Here is a 22666-nt window from a genome sequence, read left to right as displayed (position 1 = left end):
CGGTCACCTCGCTGAAAAAATACACCCAGAAATAGTCAAGCTATCAGGAGCAAATAGGTCGTAAGGTGGCCTTGCGGTCCTCCTTCCCGGAGCGGTTTCGCTTGCCTGTTCAAACTCGGACGGCTGTTACTCAAAAACCGCAGTGGGTATTTTATGTGCCATTTTTGCGACATTCTATAGAATTTTGCTTGAATTTAGCGTTTTAGCGGTCACTAAATCAATAAGTGCTCCCATATTTTGCAAATTTGTGAACAATCACGGTTGAGTTGTAACGCCTGGCAATAATGGCGCAGGGGAACGTTGGGGTGGGGTGAAATGAATACGACATCTATGTCGGCGATAGGCAAGCGCCTCGGCCTGCTGACGACGGTCGCCATATTGAGTTGTGGGAATGCTCGCGCGCTCACTCTCCAGGAGGCGATGGCGGTTGCGGTGGAGTCCAACCCCGAAATTGGCCAAGCGATCGAAAACCGCGAAGCAATCGAATTCGAGCTACGCCAAGCGAAGGGACTTTATCTTCCCAGCGTCGATGTCGAGGCGTCGGCGGGGGTTCGTCGTCTCGACAATTCCTCCCGGCGTTCGCTGTCCATAGAGGATGACGCGCTCTATCCGTCGGAAGCCGATGTCGTTGTCACGCAGACGCTTTATGACAGCGGCGCAAGGCGGGCGGAACTGAACCGTCAGGCGTCGCGGGTCGACGGCGCATCGTTCCGGGTGCTGGAACGGTCTGAATTCATTGGACTGTCTGTCGTCCAGGACTATCTCGAATACATGCTGCAGGCTTCGATCGTTTCGGAAGCGAAGAAGAATCTGGGCTTTCACCAGGCAATCCTCGGCGACATCCGGCAAGGTATTGCAGGCGGCGCGTTGAACGAGGCTGATCGCCAGCAGGCCGAGGAGCGGCTGTTCGCTGCCAAGGCACGTATGCAGGAGGCGACCGAAGAACTGGAGGCTTCCAAGATACGGTTCTTCAAGACGGTCGGTAAGCCGCTGACCAACGCGTCAAGGCCAGGCGATGTCTCGAGCGCGCTGCCAAGGTCGCTCGACGACGCGCTAGGGCTGGCGCGACAGAACAATCCGCGCGTCCACATGGCCAACAGCGATATCGACGCCGCCGCCTCCCTGGTGGATGCGGCGCGGGCGAAATTCGGGCCCTCCGTCATCGCCGAAGGCCGCGCCCGCGGCGGCTATGACATCGACGGCGACAATGGCGACGCTAGCGACCTGCAGGCGCGGCTGGTGCTGCGCTGGAACCTCTATCGCGGCGGCATCGACAAAGCCAACGAGCAAGAGCAGGTCCGCCGCACCAGCGAGCAGCGCCTTGTGCTGCACCAGGTTCTGCGCGAGATCGAGGAAGCCGTCCGTACGTCATGGGATCGCCGCTTCCGGCAGGCCGATCTGGCAAAGACATTGAAGCTTCAGGCTGCCGCCAACGAAAGGCTGGTGGCGTCCTATCGCGAGCAGTTCAAGGTCGGACAGCGCTCGCTGCTCGACGTGCTCGACGCGCAGAACACGCGGTTCAACACAGCTACGCTTGCCGACACCGCATCCTACGCGTCGCTTTTCGCGCAGTACCGGCTGCTGGCGGCAACCGGGCAGTTGCTGAAGACCATGAATCTTCAGCCGGCAAAACAGGCCACCGCCTATGCCAAGGCCGAGTTCAATGCGCCTGAAACGGCCGACACCGAAACCTATGCGCGCACGCCGTCGGAGCAGACGAACGATCTGCCTTTCGACATCCTCGCACCGGTAAGAAAGAAGTAGGAAGGTCAAGGACGAACGATAGTCCTGCGGGCCGATCGTGAACCCACAACCCAAAATCCTCTCCCCAAAAGAGGCGTTCAAGGCCTGCTTCTCCGCTGTTGCCGGGTACCTCGGCAGGCCGAGTTCCGAGACCGTGCTGTTTGCCGGCGTGCCGCTGTCAGACACCCGCATCGATATCGACGCCATCCGGCATCTTGCCGAACGCATCGGTCTTGAAATCACGGAATTCAGCCATCGCGACTTTCTTCGCGGACGCATCGACCTTCCCGCCATTCTGTTTCGCGTCAGCCAGTTGCCTGTAGCGCTGCTTGCCCAGACCGAGGACGGTGGATTTACGACCGCTCCCCAGGAAGACGGCCGCACGATAATCAGCAAATCCGAGTTTTCCGGAAGTTATATTAGTGGCGGCGTTTCGTTCTCGATAACCTATGCCAACGCAGTAGAGGCGATGAGCGTCGGTTCGGCGGCCAAGATCGAGCGGCGACATTGGCTGACCGGCACGATGGGGCCGTTCTGGCGCACCTATTCGAAGGTCATCCTGTCGGCGGTATTCATCAATCTGCTGGCTCTTGCCTCACCGATCTTCACCATGAACGTCTACGACAGGATCTTGCCGAACAAGGCGATATCGACGCTCTGGGTGCTGTCGATCGGGATCGGCGCGGTCATTCTGTTCGACCTACTCTTGAAGACCGCCAGAGCGTCACTGATCGACTATGCCGGGCGCAAGGCCGATCTTCGCATCTCCTATATGCTTTTCGAGAAGGTGCTGAACTCGTCCTTGTCGGCAAGGCCCGGCTCAACCGGCGAATATGCAAATCGGGTGACCCAGTACGAGTTCGTGCGCGAGTTTTTCACGTCGAACACCATCAGCGTCTTCATCGACACAGCCTTCGTCTTCGTCTTTCTTCTTGTCATCTATGCGATAGGCGGTTGGCTGGTCGTCATACCGGCCATTGCCTTTGTCGCCTCGGTGATCGTCGGGCTGATCACGCAACGGCGCATCGGCAAACGCGTTGCCGCTTCCATGAACGAGGCTTCGCAGCGCCAGGCCCTGCTGGTGGAATCCATCTCCACGCTGGAAACGATCAAATCGCTGCGGGCAGAGGCGTACCTTCTGCGAAAATGGGCGGAGCATTCCAAGAACGCATCCAACACGTCCGAGAAGATCAAACAGCTTTCGGCTGCCGCCGGCAACATAACGCAAGCCATCCAGCAGATGGTCACCGTCGCTTTGATCGTGGCCGGCGCCTATGCCTTTTCGGAAGGGCATGTCTCGACCGGCGCCATCATCGGCACCGTCATGCTGGCGGGCCGGGCGGTGGCCCCGCTTGGGCAGATTGCGATCACCTTGTCCAGACTTCGCCAGGCGATGCTGTCCCTGCGAATGGTGAATTCGATCATGGCGCAGCCTGAGGATCGGCCGGACACGGTTGGTTTCGTCAACCGCCCCATTCGCAACGGTGCAATGGCATTCAGGAATGTCGGCTTTGTCTACCCGGGTTCCGAAAACGAAGTGCTGACCGGCCTGAATTTCTCGGTGAAGCCCGGTGAGCGGATTGGCATCATCGGCCGCATAGGCTCGGGAAAGACGACCATGGGGAGGCTGATCGGCAGGCTTTTCCTGCCGACCTCCGGCGAGCTGCTGCTGGACGGGATCGACATCCGCCAATACCACCCATCGGAGGTTCGCGCCGCGGTCGGGATCGTCGCGCAAGCCAACGATCTGTTTTCCGGCACCATCAAGGAAAATCTCCTGATGGCGTGCCCGGAGGCGACCGATGAGCAGATCGTCGAGGCGGCCAAGGCTGCCGGCGTCGACGACTTCGTCTCCCGCCATCCGCGAGGCTACGACATGAATGTCGGCGAGCGCGGCACCAATCTCTCGGGCGGTCAGAGGCAGACAATGGCAATTGCCCGCCTGTTGCTGACCAAACCGAAAATCGTGTTCCTGGACGAGCCGTCCGGCTCGATGGATCTGGCTTCCGAGCGCCAGCTGATCAAGCAGCTCAAAGTGGCTTTCGATCGCAACACGACCCTGATCGTATCGACGCACCGCTTCAGCATGCTCGAGCTGGCCGACCGCCTGATCGTCATCGAGCAGGGCAAGATCGTTGCCGATGGACCGAAAGACCAGGTGATACAAGCGCTGCAGAAAACAAGCGCCTGACGAACAGAATTATGCGTGAACACAGCACGTTGGGACGTGGTAAATGCTAGCCAGGGAAGACCGTCCGCCGCTTTTTGCGTCGGCTTCGATATTCATTATCGGAGCGCTTTTTGCGAGTTCGGTAGCCTGGGCATCCTTCGCCGAGGTCGATGAAATCGCACGCGGCGACGGCAAGATCATACCGGCGTCGAAGACCCAGATCATCCAGGCCAGCGAGCCGGGCGTGGTTCAGGAAATCGCCGTGACGATCGGTCAGGTCGTCAAGAAGAATGACCTCATCATTCGTCTCGACAACACCTTCAACACTTCCAGCCTTGGCGAGCAGCAGGCCAAGGCGCGGGCATTGCAGACGCGCATTGCACGGCTCAAATTCGAACAGACCGGAAGTCTAGAGGGCGCGTTTCCCTGCCCGCCCGAGATCCAGAAGGTGGCGCCGGAAATCTGCGACAACGAGCAGAAGCTGCTAATCGCGCGGCGCGACAACTTCGAAGTCAAACTGTCGGTTCTCAAGTCGCGCCTCGATCAGCGTGAGAAGGAACTCGACGAAGCCAACGCCAATGCCGATCGCCTCACCAAGAACCTGGCCGTCAGCGACCAGGAGGCGAAGCTGGTCGAAGCGATGGTCAAGAAGGGCCTGATGGCGCGAACCGAGCAGCTCCGCGTCGAGCGCGAGCAGACCGAGCTCAATGGTCAGCTGACGCTTGCCGGAGAGACCATCAAGAAAGCCAGGTCTGCCATCACGGAAGCCAAGCTTCAGGTCGACGAACTTGGCCTCCAGCTGCAACAGGAAGCGCTCAGCGATCTGACGCAGGCGCTGGCCGATCTCTCGGTGCTGGACGAGACGATACGCGGTGCCACCGACAAGGTGGCGCGTACCGATATCCGTTCGCCTGTCGATGGTATCGTCAACACGCTTGACATCAACACGGTCGGCGCCTTCGTCCAGCCCGGCGCGGTCGTCGCGGGTATCGTGCCGACGTCCGAGACCCTGCTGGTCGAAGCCCGGGTCTCACCGCGGGACGTCGCCTTCATCCGGCCGGGCCAGGATGCCCTGATCAAGGTGACCGCCTATGACTTCTCGATCTTCGGCGGCATCGAAGGCAAGGTCTCGAACATCACTGCCGACAGCCTGGTCGACCAGAAGACCGGCGAACCCTATTATCAGGTCCGTGTCGCCACCGACAAATCGACCCTGACACGCGACGGCAAGACCTATTCGATCATCCCCGGCATGATCTGTTCGGTCGACATCAAGACCGGACGCAAAACGATTCTCACCTACCTTATGAAGCCGATCAACAAGGCGCGAGAGGAGGCAATGAGTGAGCGATAGCGCGGTCTCCCTTCCTGCCGATCGCGACCGGCTGCTGCCACCGCTGGCGGCAGAGGATTTCGGACTGGAGTTCCGGGTTGTGGCGCGTGGCGGCATGCGCCGCGGCATTCGTCTGGAACGGGCGTTCTGGACATCGCTGAAGCAGATGGCGGAAAGCCGCAAATGCACGATCGGCACACTGATCGAGGAAATTGCAGAGAGCCACGCCAACGCCGGAAACCTGACATCGGCAATTCGCGTAGCCTGCATGCGTGGATTGGCCGACCAAAACCTCACCTTGCAGAGGCTCGCGTCGATCAAAACCATCAGCGCCATTCTCGTCGCCTGTCCCTCGCCGGCCTTTGCCCTGGCATCGTCGAAGAAGATCCTGACCTTCAATGCGCCGTTCCAGCAACTGGTGCGGCGGCAATTGCCGGTGGCGCCGAACGAGGACGCGCGCCAGGATCTCAAGCTGGCGCTGGACCTCAATGTCGCCGACATATTCGCTAGGCTCGACGCCAATGGCGAGACGCCGGTCGCGACCGGTTTCGTCATAGGCGCCGGCGACCGCCGCTACCGCGGTCAACTGAGCGCGGTGCGGGCGCCGGTGGTCGAGCCGGAACTGCTGATGGCGTTCGTCTTCGGCGGCTAGAGCAATTCCGGGAAAAGTGCGAGCGGTTTCCGTGGAAAATTGCGTCAAACAAGAGATAGAGCGCTCAAGACTCTCTGATGGGAGCTTACGGCTGCACACCTTCACCAGGCGCGACCGTCGAAAGGCCGCCCTTGATATCGGCTATTTGAGCAGAACCGGTCTTCGCGCCATGGATCCACGCGCGATCGGTGCTGAACGAATACAGCGGCACGTAGGTCGGCAGGTCTGTGTCGCGGGAAACTACATTGCTCAAACTGTCGAGAATGAAGACGCCGCTGCCGGTGCTGACCGACAGCACGGCATGAAAGAAACCGCGCTTGCGATCCTGCAAGACGACCAGCGACATGCTCTGCGCCGGGATGCCTGCATGCAGCAGCGCGGCCATCTTGAGGATGGCGAAATCCTCGCAGTCCCCTGCCCGCCGCTCAAGGATTTCCCGGGGCTTGGCCCAGTAGTCGAGCTTGCCGTAAACCACGCTGTCCTTCTTGTAGGCGATGGCGCGATTTATACTTGAGTTGACGAAGGACAACTTGTCGATGAAGCGCTTGTTCCCGGCTGCCTTGACGATCTCGGCAAAGGCGCTGTTCTTGCGTTCGCACGCGCTGCTCGCGGTACAGTCGACAATTGCCTTGTAGACCGGCGCCCAGCGCGCCGAAACCGGGAAATTGCGCATCGACAGGGCAACAGAACCGAACACGCCGGGAATGATCGCCGCCGTCTGGATCAGGTCGATCCCGGCGGCGGGCGGCGCGATCGAAGAACCACGCTTTTCATCAACGGCAACAGAGCTGCTGAAAATCATGCCGATCCGGTAGGCTGAAACCGGCTGCCATGGCTGCGGCCGAGCCAGCGAAACGCCGCCGAGACTGGACGGGGTTTCGACCGCCGCCAGAACTCCAGCGGCAGCGCCGGCATTCACGGCAATTGCTTTCGCGGATGATGGCTGCGGCAGGCTTGCGATCGCCATTGCCAGCAGGAGGAGCCTGAGCCCGGTTATTCCCAGGGCAGATTTTTCTTTTTTCATGACGCCCACCTCTTGACTGTGGACGGTACCAATCTTGTCTCAAATTACTGGAAAGGAAGGTGGATAAGTTTCCTTCAATCGGGAATACCTATTTTGTGTAAAACTTTATTCAAACTTATACTTCTGTTTACCAATCCAGCTCAGCCGGCGGATATAAACGAAGCGCGGCGCGGTCAATGTATATCAGATTATATCTTCCGGGTTTACCACACGTAAAAAATGCCGAGACTTGCATACCGGGATATATGAAATTGATTGCGGGACAGTTGCAAAGCAGAAGTCGTCACTGTCTCTATCCGGGAAATGCCGGAGGGGTTTGGCGATGACGACCAGTAACGATTTAGATACCGTCTCGAATTCTTGGGACGAGCACTCTTCACATGAACATGGCGGCTCGCCATCGCAGGCAGGCATCCAGGTAGCGCAGGCCGCTCAGGCGGCGCCTGCCGAGCCGGTGCCGGTCGATGTCGGCAGTGGCGCACCCGTTCAGCCGGCAGCACCCGCGGAGGCGAAAGCGCCGGCGGCAGCCGCGCCGCATGAATACGTGGCCGACGCCAGCAACATCGTGAAACTTCCGGCGGACGTCTCCATCGACAACATCAAGGTCGACGGCCACAATCTGTTGCTGGAACAGGCCGACGGTTCAGTCATCCTCATCAAGGATGGCGCGCTCAACGTGCCGACCTTCATCATCGGTGATGTCGAAGTTCCGCGCGTGGCCTTGCTGGCCGCTCTTGAAGCGAGCCACGTCGATGTCGCCTTCGGCGCCGATGGTTCGATCTCGGCCGGCCCGGGCGGCGCCCCAGGCAGTGCCGGCGGCGACTTCACCATTCCCCCAGGTGGTATCGGCGACGGCTTCGATCTTTCCGCATTGTTGCCGCCGACGGACCTGCAATTTGGACGGCTGGAGCCGCGTGAGCTGACGATCGGGGTCAGGGAAGAAGATACGACGCCGACAATCGACATTGGCTCCGGATTTGTCGTCAACGAGGCCGCGCTTTCCGACGGGACGGACCCGGCCAGCACCGCCGAGCAGGTTTCAGGGACCTTCAACATCGTCTCGGGTGATGGCATCGGGACGCTTGTCATTGACGGTGTGGACGTGACCAACGGCGGCAGCGTTGCCGGGCAATACGGCACGCTCGTGGTCACCGGCAATCCTACGAACGGCTATAGCTGGATTTATACCCTTGCCGACAACACTCTTGATCATCACGACAACTCATCGACCGGAACGACCGAGGGGGTTTCCGACAGCTTTGCCGTCGTGGTTACAGACACAGACAATGATCCGGCCACCGCGACCCTCAATATTGGTGTGCTGGACGACGGCCCAACGCTTTCGGTCCAGGCAACCGCGCAAGCGGCACAGTTGCTTTCCGTCGAACTCGACGAGACGGTCGGCGGCGACCGCTACAATAGCGGCGAGACTGAAGATGCCGGCGGCAACGCCAACACCGATGACGGGGTTGGCCTGGCCCAGGTGACAACCGGCCTGGCGGGTGGCCTTTCTTCGCTGTTCGCCGTTGGCGGCGTCTACGGTGCCGACGGGCCAGGCAGCACGACCGCGCAGTTGGCATTCACCGGCATTCCGGCCGGTGGCCTTGCCACGAATCTCATTGCCACGGACGGCGGGGCCATTACGCTCTTCCTCGAAGGAGGAGTGATTGTCGGCCGCGACACGCAGGGTGATCAGGTCCTGACCATTGCGATCACCGGCGCGCCCGGCGCAGAGCAGTTGCAGACCACGCTCTACGAAGCGCTCAACCATGGCGCCGACGGCAACAAGTTCGATTCCGAACTCAATCTGTCGCTGACCAATGGCGGCCAGGTTCAGCTGCAATATGAGGTAACGCGCCAGGACGGCGACGGCGACACCATTACCGAGAAGGCGACCGTCGACCTGATCAACGGCCAAGGCTCCGCATTCTCCTTCGACGACGATGGGCCAAGCCTAACGGTCGGCGCCCACGATGGAGCGGCTGGCCTGCTTTCCGTCGAGCTTGACGAGACGGTTGGCGCGGATCGCTACAATGGCGCTATCGGCGAGACCGAAGATGCCGGCGGCAACGCCAACACGGATGATGCCGGTCCGGGCCTGGCGCAGGTCAACACCGCGGTAGCAGGCGGACTGACCAATCTGTTCACTGTCGGCGGCAGCTATGGTTCGGACGGTCCTGGTACCGTTACCGGGAATCTGAGCTTCACCGGCATTCCGGCCGGTGGCCTTGCCACGAATCTCACCGCCACCGACGGCGGCGCCGTCACGCTCTTCCTCGAAGGAGGAGTGATCGTCGGCCGCGACACGCATGGCGATCAGGTTCTGACCATCGCGATCACCGGGGCGCCTGGCGCCGAGCAGCTGCAGACCACGCTCTATGAGGCACTTAACCATGGCGCCGACGGCAACAAGTTCGATTCCGAACTCAATCTGTGGCTGACCAATGGCGGCCAGGTTCAGCTGCAATATGAGGTAACGCGCCAGGATGGCGACGGCGACACCATCACAGAGAAGGCGACCGTCGACCTGATCGACGGCAAGGGTTCGGCATTCTCCTTCGACGACGACGGGCCGAAGGCCATTGGCACCGCCCAGATCACCGCGAATGTCGACGAAGACGGTCTGCACAACAGCCAGTCCACCGGAAATGCCGACAATCCTCAGCCGGACGGCGAAGTGACCGGAACAAACTCCTCCGCTGTTGCCATCGGTGCTGCCGGCGCATTGAATGCAATCGTCGACTTCGGCTCTGACGGCCCGAATGCGACCTCGGCCTTCGGCCTTGTCACCCAAACCACCCCATCGGATTCGGGATTTGATTCGAAAGGCGGCAATGTCCTCATCGTTTCCGACGGCACGACCCTGACCGGCTATGTCGATGTAGGCGCCGGCGCCGGCTATCAGGCGGGCACGGATCGTCCTGTTTTCACCCTGACCGTCGGTGCGGACGGCTCCTATGTCTTCACCCTGATCGATCAGATCGATCATCCGACTCTGGATACGCTCCCGGGCGACAACACCGAAAACACGCTTGCCAATGGCGGTATCGATCTTTCGGCCTTTGTCGTTGCCATGGACGGTGACGGCGACACCATCGGACTGGCGGCTGGTACATTCAAGGTCCAGGTGCTCGACGACGTTCCGCAGATCGTCGCGCGGGATGCCGGCACGACAACCACAACCACGACCGAAACGATCGTCTACACGCTTCAGGCCGGCAACACCGATATTCGCGGCATGGATGGCGCCGGCAATCACGACATCAAGCTCAGCGGCATCGACATCAACGAAGGCGACAATTCCGTCAACACCACCGGCACCAAGATCGGCGTCGGCGACGGCCAGATCATCGACGGATACGAAACCCATCCGCTTGCTGGCCCCGAAATCGTGACGATGGACTTCGTCAACAACCTCAATATCCCCACCAACACCGACGGTGGTTCCTATGACGTGTCGTCGGTCAGCTTCACGATCGACGTCTCCCAGGCTCACCAGATTCACAATGCCATTCTTTTCATCGGCGCCAAGGACGGTGGCACGTTCGAGCCGTTCACCGTGAACATCAACGGTGTGCTGACGGCCGGTACGGCTGTTTTCGAAGGCGGCGTGCAGGTGGGCTATGCCTTCGCCGGCGTGCCGGATGGTGCGACGGTCGAAGTTGTGGGCAGCACACCGTTCGACCAGCTCAAGGTGGGCAACTACAACGATTTTACCTTCGATTCCAACGCTGGCGGGACCGATGCGACCTTGACTGGCGGCAACCCGTTCAAGATCTTCGGCATCGAAGCCAAGATCACCACCGTCACCACGCAGACGGAGGTCTTCAGGGTCAGCCACGACGAATCCGCCGGCGTCAACAATGCCGCGGATCCCAATCCGGCCAACGACACCGCGCTGCCCCCGCCTGCCCTGGTCACCGAACCAGACGCACTAGGTTACGCAAAATCTTCAGCCAGTGCACTCGGCCTGTTCAATGCGTCGGTTGGCGCGGACGACGACGCGACGTTCTCCTTTGCGGTGACGGATGCGAACGGCAACCCGCTGGCAAACATCGATTCGGGCCTGAAGACACTCGACGGCCTGGCAATCATGCTCTCGACAAATGCGGACGGCGTTCTCGTCGGCTCTGCCAACGGCGTCGACGTCTTCAAGGTTTATGTCGATCCAACCGGAGCGGTCTGGATCGGGCAGTATCAGCCGATCGCTCACAACGTCGACGGTTCAAGCACCGCAGCCTTTGACGACATCGCGACCGTCACCGCCGACCTGCACGTCAAGGCCACGATCACCGATTTCGATGGCGACACGAGCACCGCCGTATCCCATGTCTCCTTGAGCATCGAATTCCAGGATGACGGTCCGGTTGCGGTCAACGATCAGGACTCGGTCACCGAAGATGGGCCGCTGACTGCAGATGGCAATGTGATCACGGGGGTCGGCGGCGCCGACGCCAACGCAACCGACGGCCACGCGGATCACCTCGGCACTGACGGCCTGGGCTCGATCACCTGGGACGGTGCCGTTGCCAATCATGTAGCAGGAACCTACGGCGAGCTGACGGTGGGCGCCGACGGCAGCTACACATACGTGCTCTACACCCAGGCCCAGAACCCGGCCGGGTATGCCGCGGTACAGGCGCTGGATGCCGGCCAGACCGTGGCCGAGAGCTTCGACTATGCCGTGGCGGACGGCGACGGCGATACCGCTCTGGCGTCCCTGACCATCACCATCAACGGCACCAACGACGCGCCGCAGATCGTCGTCGACCAGGGCAACCCGGCCGGCGCGCACGACCTGGTCTATGAAGCCGGCCTTGCGGCGGGTTCGGCGGCCGGCAACGGCAGCACGGTTGCGACCGGCACCTTCACGGTATCGGACCCCGACGGCCTCGACGACGTCCAGAGCGTCACCATCGGCGGCACCACGGTTGCCATCGCCAGCCTCAACGGTTCGACCTTCCCGGGCGACCACGGCACGCTGCTGATCACCGGCTACAACGCGGTAACTGGCGTAGCGACCTACCAGTACACGCTGACCAGTCCGACCACGGACGTTCCCGCCGTCACCGAGACCGAGACCTTCTCGCTCACCGTGTCGGACGGCACCTCCTCGTCAGCCCCGGCGGCAATCGTGATCGATATCGTCGACGACGTGCCGACGGCCACCGCCGACAGCGGCAATGTCAATGAAGGCGCCCTGCTGACGGTCGCCGCGACCGGCGTGCTGGGCAACGACGTGGCCGGCGCCGACGGCGCCACCATCGATGGCGTGCGCGCCGCCGGCGGCAACACCACGACGGCCGTATCGGGCGGTGTCGGCACCGACATTGCCGGCCTGCACGGCACTTTGCATCTCAACGCCGACGGCTCCTACACCTACCAGTCGACGGCCAACAACATCGCCGCCGACACCACGGACGTGTTCGTCTACACGCTCAAGGACGGTGACGGCGACCTGTCGACGACGACGCTGACCATCAACCTGGCCGATGCCGGGCTTGTTGCACCGGCCGACAACGACGTGACGGTCAACGAAGCCGCACTCGACACCACCACGAGCGGCGCCGACCTTGCGCACGGCTCGGTGACCGGCTCGCTGCCGGCCCTGGCCACCGAGACCGATGCCTCCAACCAGCTCAACGCCACTGGCGGCTTCGCACCGCTGACCTATCAGCTGCTGAGCGGCGGCAATGCCGCCACCGCAGGCACCTACGGCACCATCCAGGTCAATACCGACGGCACCTATGTCTACACGCTGACCTCACCGGTGCATGGACCGGCGACCGCCGGTACCGACACCGTCAACGCCGCAGAGAGCTTCACCTACAAGGTCACCGACGCCAACGGCAACACCACCACCGGCACCATCAACGTCGCCATCGTCGACGACGTGCCGACGGCCACGAACGACAGCGGCAATGTCAATGAAGGCGCCCTGCTGACGGTCGCCGCGACCGGCGTGCTGGGCAACGACGTGGCCGGCGCCGACGGCGCCACCATCGATGGCGTGCGCGCCGCCGGCGGCAACACCACGACGGCCGTATCGGGCGGTGTCGGCACCGACATTGCCGGCCTGCACGGCACTTTGCATCTCAACGCCGACGGCTCCTACACCTACCAGTCGACGGCCAACAACATCGCCGCCGACACCACGGACGTGTTCGTCTACACGCTCAAGGACGGTGACGGCGACCTGTCGACGACGACGCTGACCATCAACCTGGCCGATGCCGGGCTTGTTGCACCGGCCGACAACGACGTGACGGTCAACGAAGCCGCACTCGACACCACCACGAGCGGCGCCGACCTTGCGCACGGCTCGGTGACCGGCTCGCTGCCGGCCCTGGCCACCGAGACCGATGCCTCCAACCAGCTCAACGCCACTGGCGGCTTCGCACCGCTGACCTATCAGCTGCTGAGCGGCGGCAATGCCGCCACCGCAGGCACCTACGGCACCATCCAGGTCAATACCGACGGCACCTATGTCTACACGCTGACCTCACCGGTGCATGGACCGGCGACCGCCGGTACCGACACCGTCAACGCCGCAGAGAGCTTCACCTACAAGGTCACCGACGCCAACGGCAACACCACCACCGGCACCATCAACGTCGCCATCGTCGACGACGTGCCGACGGCCACCGCCGACAGCGGCAATGTCAATGAAGGCGCCCTGCTGACGGTCGCCGCGACCGGCGTGCTGGGCAACGACGTGGCCGGCGCCGACGGCGCCACCATCGATGGCGTGCGCGCCGCCGGCGGCAACACCACGACGGCCGTATCGGGCGGTGTCGGCACCGACATTGCCGGCCTGCACGGCACTTTGCATCTCAACGCCGACGGCTCCTACACCTACCAGTCGACGGCCAACAACATCGCCGCCGACACCACGGACGTGTTCGTCTACACGCTCAAGGACGGTGACGGCGACCTGTCGACGACGACGCTGACCATCAACCTGGCCGATGCCGGGCTTGTTGCACCGGCCGACAACGACGTGACGGTCAACGAAGCCGCACTCGACACCACCACGAGCGGCGCCGACCTTGCGCACGGCTCGGTGACCGGCTCGCTGCCGGCCCTGGCCACCGAGACCGATGCCTCCAACCAGCTCAACGCCACTGGCGGCTTCGCACCGCTGACCTATCAGCTGCTGAGCGGCGGCAATGCCGCCACCGCAGGCACCTACGGCACCATCCAGGTCAATACCGACGGCACCTATGTCTACACGCTGACCTCACCGGTGCATGGACCGGCGACCGCCGGTACCGACACCGTCAACGCCGCAGAGAGCTTCACCTACAAGGTCACCGACGCCAACGGCAACACCACCACCGGCACCATCAACGTCGCCATCGTCGACGACGTGCCGACGGCCACCGCCGACAGCGGCAATGTCAATGAAGGCGCCCTGCTGACGGTCGCCGCGACCGGCGTGCTGGGCAACGACGTGGCCGGCGCCGACGGCGCCACCATCGATGGCGTGCGCGCCGCCGGCGGCAACACCACGACGGCCGTATCGGGCGGTGTCGGCACCGACATTGCCGGCCTGCACGGCACTTTGCATCTCAACGCCGACGGCTCCTACACCTACCAGTCGACGGCCAACAACATCGCCGCCGACACCACGGACGTGTTCGTCTACACGCTCAAGGACGGTGACGGCGACCTGTCGACGACGACGCTGACCATCAACCTGGCCGATGCCGGGCTTGTTGCACCGGCCGACAACGACGTGACGGTCAACGAAGCCGCACTCGACACCACCACGAGCGGCGCCGACCTTGCGCACGGCTCGGTGACCGGCTCGCTGCCGGCCCTGGCCACCGAGACCGATGCCTCCAACCAGCTCAACGCCACTGGCGGCTTCGCACCGCTGACCTATCAGCTGCTGAGCGGCGGCAATGCCGCCACCGCAGGCACCTACGGCACCATCCAGGTCAATACCGACGGCACCTATGTCTACACGCTGACCTCACCGGTGCATGGACCGGCGACCGCCGGTACCGACACCGTCAACGCCGCAGAGAGCTTCACCTACAAGGTCACCGACGCCAACGGCAACACCACCACCGGCACCATCAACGTCGCCATCGTCGACGACGTGCCGACGGCCACCGCCGACAGCGGCAATGTCAATGAAGGCGCCCTGCTGACGGTCGCCGCGACCGGCGTGCTGGGCAACGACGTGGCCGGCGCCGACGGCGCCACCATCGATGGCGTGCGCGCCGCCGGCGGCAACACCACGACGGCCGTATCGGGCGGTGTCGGCACCGACATTGCCGGCCTGCACGGCACTTTGCATCTCAACGCCGACGGCTCCTACACCTACCAGTCGACGGCCAACAACATCGCCGCCGACACCACGGACGTGTTCGTCTACACGCTCAAGGACGGTGACGGCGACCTGTCGACGACGACGCTGACCATCAACCTGGCCGATGCCGGGCTTGTTGCACCGGCCGACAACGACGTGACGGTCAACGAAGCCGCACTCGACACCACCACGAGCGGCGCCGACCTTGCGCACGGCTCGGTGACCGGCTCGCTGCCGGCCCTGGCCACCGAGACCGATGCCTCCAACCAGCTCAACGCCACTGGCGGCTTCGCACCGCTGACCTATCAGCTGCTGAGCGGCGGCAATGCCGCCACCGCAGGCACCTACGGCACCATCCAGGTCAATACCGACGGCACCTATGTCTACACGCTGACCTCACCGGTGCATGGACCGGCGACCGCCGGTACCGACACCGTCAACGCCGCAGAGAGCTTCACCTACAAGGTCACCGACGCCAACGGCAACACCACCACCGGCACCATCAACGTCGCCATCGTCGACGACGTGCCGACGGCCACCGCCGACAGCGGCAATGTCAATGAAGGCGCCCTGCTGACGGTCGCCGCGACCGGCGTGCTGGGCAACGACGTGGCCGGCGCCGACGGCGCCACCATCGATGGCGTGCGCGCCGCCGGCGGCAACACCACGACGGCCGTATCGGGCGGTGTCGGCACCGACATTGCCGGCCTGCACGGCACTTTGCATCTCAACGCCGACGGCTCCTACACCTACCAGTCGACGGCCAACAACATCGCCGCCGACACCACGGACGTGTTCGTCTACACGCTCAAGGACGGTGACGGCGACCTGTCGACGACGACGCTGACCATCAACCTGGCCGATGCCGGGCTTGTTGCACCGGCCGACAACGACGTGACGGTCAACGAAGCCGCACTCGACACCACCACGAGCGGCGCCGACCTTGCGCACGGCTCGGTGACCGGCTCGCTGCCGGCCCTGGCCACCGAGACCGATGCCTCCAACCAGCTCAACGCCACTGGCGGCTTCGCACCGCTGACCTATCAGCTGCTGAGCGGCGGCAATGCCGCCACCGCAGGCACCTACGGCACCATCCAGGTCAATACCGACGGCACCTATGTCTACACGCTGACCTCACCGGTGCATGGACCGGCGACCGCCGGTACCGACACCGTCAACGCCGCAGAGAGCTTCACCTACAAGGTCACCGACGCCAACGGCAACACCACCACCGGCACCATCAACGTCGCCATCGTCGACGACGTGCCGACGGCCACGAACGACAGCGGCAATGTCAATGAAGGCGCCCTGCTGACGGTCGCCGCGACCGGCGTGCTGGGCAACGACGTGGCCGGCGCCGACGGCGCCACCATCGATGGCGTGCGCGCCGCCGGCGGCAACACCACGACGGCCGTATCGGGCGGTGTCGGCACCGACATTGCCGGCCTGCACGGCACTTTGCATCTCAACGCCGACGGCTCCTACACCTACCAGTCGACGGCCAACAACATCGCCGCCGACACCACGGACGTGTTCGTCTACACGCTCAAGGACGGTGACGGCGACCTGTCGACGACGACGCTGACCATCAACCTGGCCGATGCCGGGCTTGTTGCACCGGCCGACAACGACGTGACGGTCAACGAAGCCGCACTCGACACCACCACGAGCGGCGCCGACCTTGCGCACGGCTCGGTGACCGGCTCGCTGCCGGCCCTGGCCACCGAGACCGATGCCTCCAACCAGCTCAACGCCACTGGCGGCTTCGCACCGCTGACCTATCAGCTGCTGAGCGGCGGCAATGCCGCCACCGCAGGCACCTACGGCACCATCCAGGTCAATACCGACGGCACCTATGTCTACACGCTGACCTCACCGGTGCATGGACCGGCGACCGCCGGTACCGACACCGTCAACGCCGCAGAGAGCTTCACCTACAAGGTCACCGACGCCAACGGCAACACCACCACCGGCACCATCAACGTCGCCATCGTCGACGACGTGCCGACGGCCACCGCCGACAGCGGCAATGTCAATGAAGGCGCCCTGCTGACGGTCGCCGCGACCGGCGTGCTGGGCAACGACGTGGCCGGCGCCGACGGCGCCACCATCGATGGCGTGCGCGCCGCCGGCGGCAACACCACGACGGCCGTATCGGGCGGTGTCGGCACCGACATTGCCGGCCTGCACGGCACTTTGCATCTCAACGCCGACGGCTCCTACACCTACCAGTCGACGGCCAACAACATCGCCGCCGACACCACGGACGTGTTCGTCTACACGCTCAAGGACGGTGACGGCGACCTGTCGACGACGACGCTGACCATCAACCTGGCCGATGCCGGGCTTGTTGCACCGGCCGACAACGACGTGACGGTCAACGAAGCCGCACTCGACACCACCACGAGCGGCGCCGACCTTGCGCACGGCTCGGTGACCGGCTCGCTGCCGGCCCTGGCCACCGAGACCGATGCCTCCAACCAGCTCAACGCCACTGGCGGCTTCGCACCGCTGACCTATCAGCTGCTGAGCGGCGGCAATGCCGCCACCGCAGGCACCTACGGCACCATCCAGGTCAATACCGACGGCACCTATGTCTACACGCTGACCTCACCGGTGCATGGACCGGCGACCGCCGGTACCGACACCGTCAACGCCGCAGAGAGCTTCACCTACAAGGTCACCGACGCCAACGGCAACACCACCACCGGCACCATCAACGTCGCCATCGTCGACGACGTGCCGACGGCCACCGCCGACAGCGGCAATGTCAATGAAGGCGCCCTGCTGACGGTCGCCGCGACCGGCGTGCTGGGCAACGACGTGGCCGGCGCCGACGGCGCCACCATCGATGGCGTGCGCGCCGCCGGCGGCAACACCACGACGGCCGTATCGGGCGGTGTCGGCACCGACATTGCCGGCCTGCACGGCACTTTGCATCTCAACGCCGACGGCTCCTACACCTACCAGTCGACGGCCAACAACATCGCCGCCGACACCACGGACGTGTTCGTCTACACGCTCAAGGACGGTGACGGCGACCTGTCGACGACGACGCTGACCATCAACCTGGCCGATGCCGGGCTTGTTGCACCGGCCGACAACGACGTGACGGTCAACGAAGCCGCACTCGACACCACCACGAGCGGCGCCGACCTTGCGCACGGCTCGGTGACCGGCTCGCTGCCGGCCCTGGCCACCGAGACCGATGCCTCCAACCAGCTCAACGCCACTGGCGGCTTCGCACCGCTGACCTATCAGCTGCTGAGCGGCGGCAATGCCGCCACCGCAGGCACCTACGGCACCATCCAGGTCAATACCGACGGCACCTATGTCTACACGCTGACCTCACCGGTGCATGGACCGGCGACCGCCGGTACCGACACCGTCAACGCCGCAGAGAGCTTCACCTACAAGGTCACCGACGCCAACGGCAACACCACCACCGGCACCATCAACGTCGCCATCGTCGACGACGTGCCGACGGCCACCGCCGACAGCGGCAATGTCAATGAAGGCGCCCTGCTGACGGTCGCCGCGACCGGCGTGCTGGGCAACGACGTGGCCGGCGCCGACGGCGCCACCATCGATGGCGTGCGCGCCGCCGGCGGCAACACCACGACGGCCGTATCGGGCGGTGTCGGCACCGACATTGCCGGCCTGCACGGCACTTTGCATCTCAACGCCGACGGCTCCTACACCTACCAGTCGACGGCCAACAACATCGCCGCCGACACCACGGACGTGTTCGTCTACACGCTCAAGGACGGTGACGGCGACCTGTCGACGACGACGCTGACCATCAACCTGGCCGATGCCGGGCTTGTTGCACCGGCCGACAACGACGTGACGGTCAACGAAGCCGCACTCGACACCACCACGAGCGGCGCCGACCTTGCGCACGGCTCGGTGACCGGCTCGCTGCCGGCCCTGGCCACCGAGACCGATGCCTCCAACCAGCTCAACGCCACTGGCGGCTTCGCACCGCTGACCTATCAGCTGCTGAGCGGCGGCAATGCCGCCACCGCAGGCACCTACGGCACCATCCAGGTCAATACCGACGGCACCTATGTCTACACGCTGACCTCACCGGTGCATGGACCGGCGACCGCCGGTACCGACACCGTCAACGCCGCAGAGAGCTTCACCTACAAGGTCACCGACGCCAACGGCAACACCACCACCGGCACCATCAACGTCGCCATCGTCGACGACGTGCCGACGGCCACGAACGACAGCGGCAATGTCAATGAAGGCGCCCTGCTGACGGTCGCCGCGACCGGCGTGCTGGGCAACGACGTGGCCGGCGCCGACGGCGCCACCATCGATGGCGTGCGCGCCGCCGGCGGCAACACCACGACGGCCGTATCGGGCGGTGTCGGCACCGACATTGCCGGCCTGCACGGCACTTTGCATCTCAACGCCGACGGCTCCTACACCTACCAGTCGACGGCCAACAACATCGCCGCCGACACCACGGACGTGTTCGTCTACACGCTCAAGGACGGTGACGGCGACCTGTCGACGACGACGCTGACCATCAACCTGGCCGATGCCGGGCTTGTTGCACCGGCCGACAACGACGTGACGGTCAACGAAGCCGCACTCGACACCACCACGAGCGGCGCCGACCTTGCGCACGGCTCGGTGACCGGCTCGCTGCCGGCCCTGGCCACCGAGACCGATGCCTCCAACCAGCTCAACGCCACTGGCGGCTTCGCACCGCTGACCTATCAGCTGCTGAGCGGCGGCAATGCCGCCACCGCAGGCACCTACGGCACCATCCAGGTCAATACCGACGGCACCTATGTCTACACGCTGACCTCACCGGTGCATGGACCGGCGACCGCCGGTACCGACACCGTCAACGCCGCAGAGAGCTTCACCTACAAGGTCACCGACGCCAACGGCAACACCACCACCGGCACCATCAACGTCGCCATCGTCGACGACGTGCCGACGGCCACCGCCGACACCTGGGCTCCGACCATCACAGGTGCAACGGTTCTCACTGGTCTCTTGGACAACGACAAATTCGGAGCCGACGGCGTCGACACCGACAACAATCCGGTCAGCGGCCAGGTGACCGCCACCAACGGTGCTCACGGCACCGTCACCTACAACAACGATGGAACGTTCACCTACACGCCGACGGGCATCTATGTCGGCTCGGACTCTTTCACCTACACGATCAAGGACGGTGACGGCGACACTTCGACGGCCACGGTGACCCTGAATGTGCAGACCAACACCGTTCCATCGGGTGGCGGGACTGCATCGTTGACATTGAACGAAGCCGCGCTCGACACCACGCTCGATGCTTCGGCGCCTGCGGATCTCCAAGCCGGGGCCGTGACCGGCACCAACCCAGGCAGCCGCGGCGAGACGGCGCAAGCAATCAGCGGCATCACCTTCACCACGACCGGCGAAGCCATTAATGTTGCATTCGCCAACCCGACCGGCGATCCAAACTGGGTGGCGCCGACTGTTTCTGGCCTAGCCTCTGGATACACAATCAGCTGGGCGCTCGTCGGCAACCAACTCGTCGGCAGTCTGATACAAACGGCCGGCAGCGTGAACCTCGGCGCATTCGTCTATCTGGCGCTGTCAAACACAAGCGCCGGCGCCAACAGTTCGTTGACACCCGTCGTTACCGCGACACTGACCGACCAGCTCCAGCATCTTGCCGGCTCGGGCAACGTCACCATCAACGGGCTTCAGGTGGTGGCAACCGACACCAGCGGTGATCATGTTTCCGGATCGGTCAATCTGACGGTCCTGGACGACGTTCCGCTGCCATTCAAGCCGGATGGCATCTTCGTGGAAAACACCACGCATACGGTGCTGACGGAGAGCATCAATTTTGCCGCGAGCGCCGGTGCTGACGGCGTTGGCAATGTCGTGTTCAACGTGACCGAAGGCGCGGCCGTCACATCAGGCAGCACAAACATATTCCTGAATGGCGAGCAGGTCTTCTTCCACGTCGTCGATACGCATACTGTGGAGGGACGGACCTCGGCCGCGAACGGCAGCGACCTCGCTTTCACGGCGACCCTGAACCCGGCGACAGATACTTGGACATACACCCAGGCCGCGACGATGTTTGCCGGCAACCAGTTCAATACGGCGAACTTCTCGCCAAGCGGTGGCAACAACCAAGCGATTGTCCTGGACTCCATCGGCTCAACCAGCGACCTGCTCGCAACCGCCAACAGCCCCAATTCCGTGAACACCAGCACGGGCAGTTGGGGCGTCGATGGCGGAAACAGCATCAGCCCTGGTGAGAAGATCCGCTTCGATTTCGTCAGCAATGCAACCACCGACGGCACCATCGCCGGAACCCCCGCGGGCATCGGGGCGGGAACCCACTATACGGATCACTACGAGGTGGCTAGCTATACACAGGGGATTGGCAATGTCTCGGGACCTGGCCTGGTTTCTATAACGATCCGCCCGGTCAACGCCGACTATGATAACACCTACATAGGTGATGTTACCGGCGAAAGCACGGCCCTCGGCGCCTTGGTCACTGTCGTCAACGGCTCCGGCGGAGCTACTCCGACCGCAACGAACAATGGGGACGGAACGTGGACGATCACCGGTCTCGCGCAAGGCGACACCTTTACCGTGGTTGCAAATTCGGACCCGTTCAGCGCAATCGAAATTTCGGCCAATGTTGGCTCGAATGACTTCAAGCTAGGCCCGGTCACCTACACGACCGCCAACGCCGTCACACCGTTCGACATCTCGATCCCGGTCACGGCAACCGACGGTGACGGCGACCCAATTGCCGGGTCAGTGACGGCACACCTTTCGCCCGATCTCAGCACCTGGCAAGGAACTTCGGGCGTGGACACTCACACCACGACCGCGACAGAAACCACGCTGCTCGGCGAGGACGGTAACGACACCCTCAATGGACTCAATCTCCAGGCTGATATCCTCTCCGGCGGACGCGGCGATGATACCTTGTCGGGCAACTCCGGTAACGACACGCTTTACGGCGGCTCGGGAGCGGACATACTGTTCGGCGGCGACGGCAACGACCTGCTGATCGGCGGTTCCGGTCAGGACACGCTCACCGGTGGTATAGGCGTCGATACGTTCAAGCTCGAGCACCTCGACATCAAAGATCTTATCGCTGACTACAGCGGTGTCGGCGGCCATGGCGACATCATCGACCTTACCTCCTTGTTCGATACAGCCGCCGGAGGGGCCAATGTCGGCGACTTCGTGAACTACAATGCGGGAACGAACACTGTCAGCGTCGACGCCGACGGTTTGGCCAACGGCGCCAATTTCGTGGACGTGGCCACCTTGACGAATGCACCCGTCGCCAACACGATCACCCTGCTCTACGATGACGGAGTGACGCAGCATACGACAACGGCAAACGTGGTCTAGGAGCATGGTGCGGGGCCACG

At 63.2% G+C, this 22666-nt stretch carries 6 protein-coding genes; 5 read left to right on the top strand and 1 reads right to left on the bottom strand.

The genetic code is table 11. The annotated features are described in order from the left end of the window. Positions 1–315: 315 nt before the first annotated feature. From ACYG9R_RS20135 to ACYG9R_RS20120, 4 genes are read left to right on the top strand one after another with little or no spacing between them, the layout of a single operon-like run. Positions 316–1764: a TolC family protein gene (locus ACYG9R_RS20135; RefSeq protein ID WP_023824762.1), complete on the top strand. Its 1449-nt coding sequence runs from the start codon at positions 316–318 to the stop codon at positions 1762–1764. A 37-nt stretch (positions 1765–1801) separates the two neighbouring features. After that, entirely contained in the window at positions 1802–3934 is a 2133-nt protein-coding gene (locus tag ACYG9R_RS20130) for a type I secretion system permease/ATPase (protein WP_023824761.1), read from the top strand. A gap of 43 nt (positions 3935–3977) precedes the next feature. Then, positions 3978–5267: an HlyD family type I secretion periplasmic adaptor subunit gene (locus ACYG9R_RS20125; protein ID WP_023824760.1), complete on the top strand. Its 1290-nt coding sequence runs from the start codon at positions 3978–3980 to the stop codon at positions 5265–5267. Then, positions 5257–5898 carry a ribbon-helix-helix domain-containing protein gene (locus ACYG9R_RS20120; RefSeq protein ID WP_023681069.1) on the top strand — a complete coding sequence of 214 codons (642 nt, stop codon included), beginning with the start codon at positions 5257–5259 and terminating at the stop codon, positions 5896–5898. The genes ACYG9R_RS20125 and ACYG9R_RS20120 overlap by 11 nt, the downstream gene beginning before the upstream one ends. A gap of 85 nt (positions 5899–5983) precedes the next feature. Here ACYG9R_RS20120 and ACYG9R_RS20115 read toward each other — a convergent pair whose 3' ends face one another. Beyond that, entirely contained in the window at positions 5984–6922 is a 939-nt protein-coding gene (locus tag ACYG9R_RS20115) for a transglutaminase-like cysteine peptidase (protein ID WP_023696389.1), read from the bottom strand. A 322-nt stretch (positions 6923–7244) separates the two neighbouring features. On the opposite strand from ACYG9R_RS20115, the gene ACYG9R_RS20110 reads away from it, so the two are divergent. Further along, positions 7245–22646, top strand: coding sequence for an Ig-like domain-containing protein (locus ACYG9R_RS20110; RefSeq protein ID WP_460221844.1), 15402 nt, complete (start codon positions 7245–7247; stop codon positions 22644–22646). Positions 22647–22666: the final 20 nt, after the last annotated feature.

Source organism: Mesorhizobium sp. RSR565B (genome assembly GCF_054719465.1).
The sequence above is the reverse complement of the archived record's forward strand: the minus strand, read 5'-3'. Positions and strand labels throughout refer to the sequence as shown.

Bases quoted from the DNA above. Each gene is read 5' to 3' on its own strand.
- ACYG9R_RS20135 (WP_023824762.1), top strand. From the start codon at position 316: ATGAATACGACATCTATGTCGGCGATAGGCAAGCGCCTCGGCCTGCTG.
- ACYG9R_RS20115 (WP_023696389.1), bottom strand. From the start codon at position 6,922: ATGAAAAAAGAAAAATCTGCCCTGGGAATAACCGGGCTCAGGCTCCTC.
- ACYG9R_RS20125 (WP_023824760.1), top strand. From the start codon at position 3,978: ATGCTAGCCAGGGAAGACCGTCCGCCGCTTTTTGCGTCGGCTTCGATA.
- ACYG9R_RS20110 (WP_460221844.1), top strand. From the start codon at position 7,245: ATGACGACCAGTAACGATTTAGATACCGTCTCGAATTCTTGGGACGAG.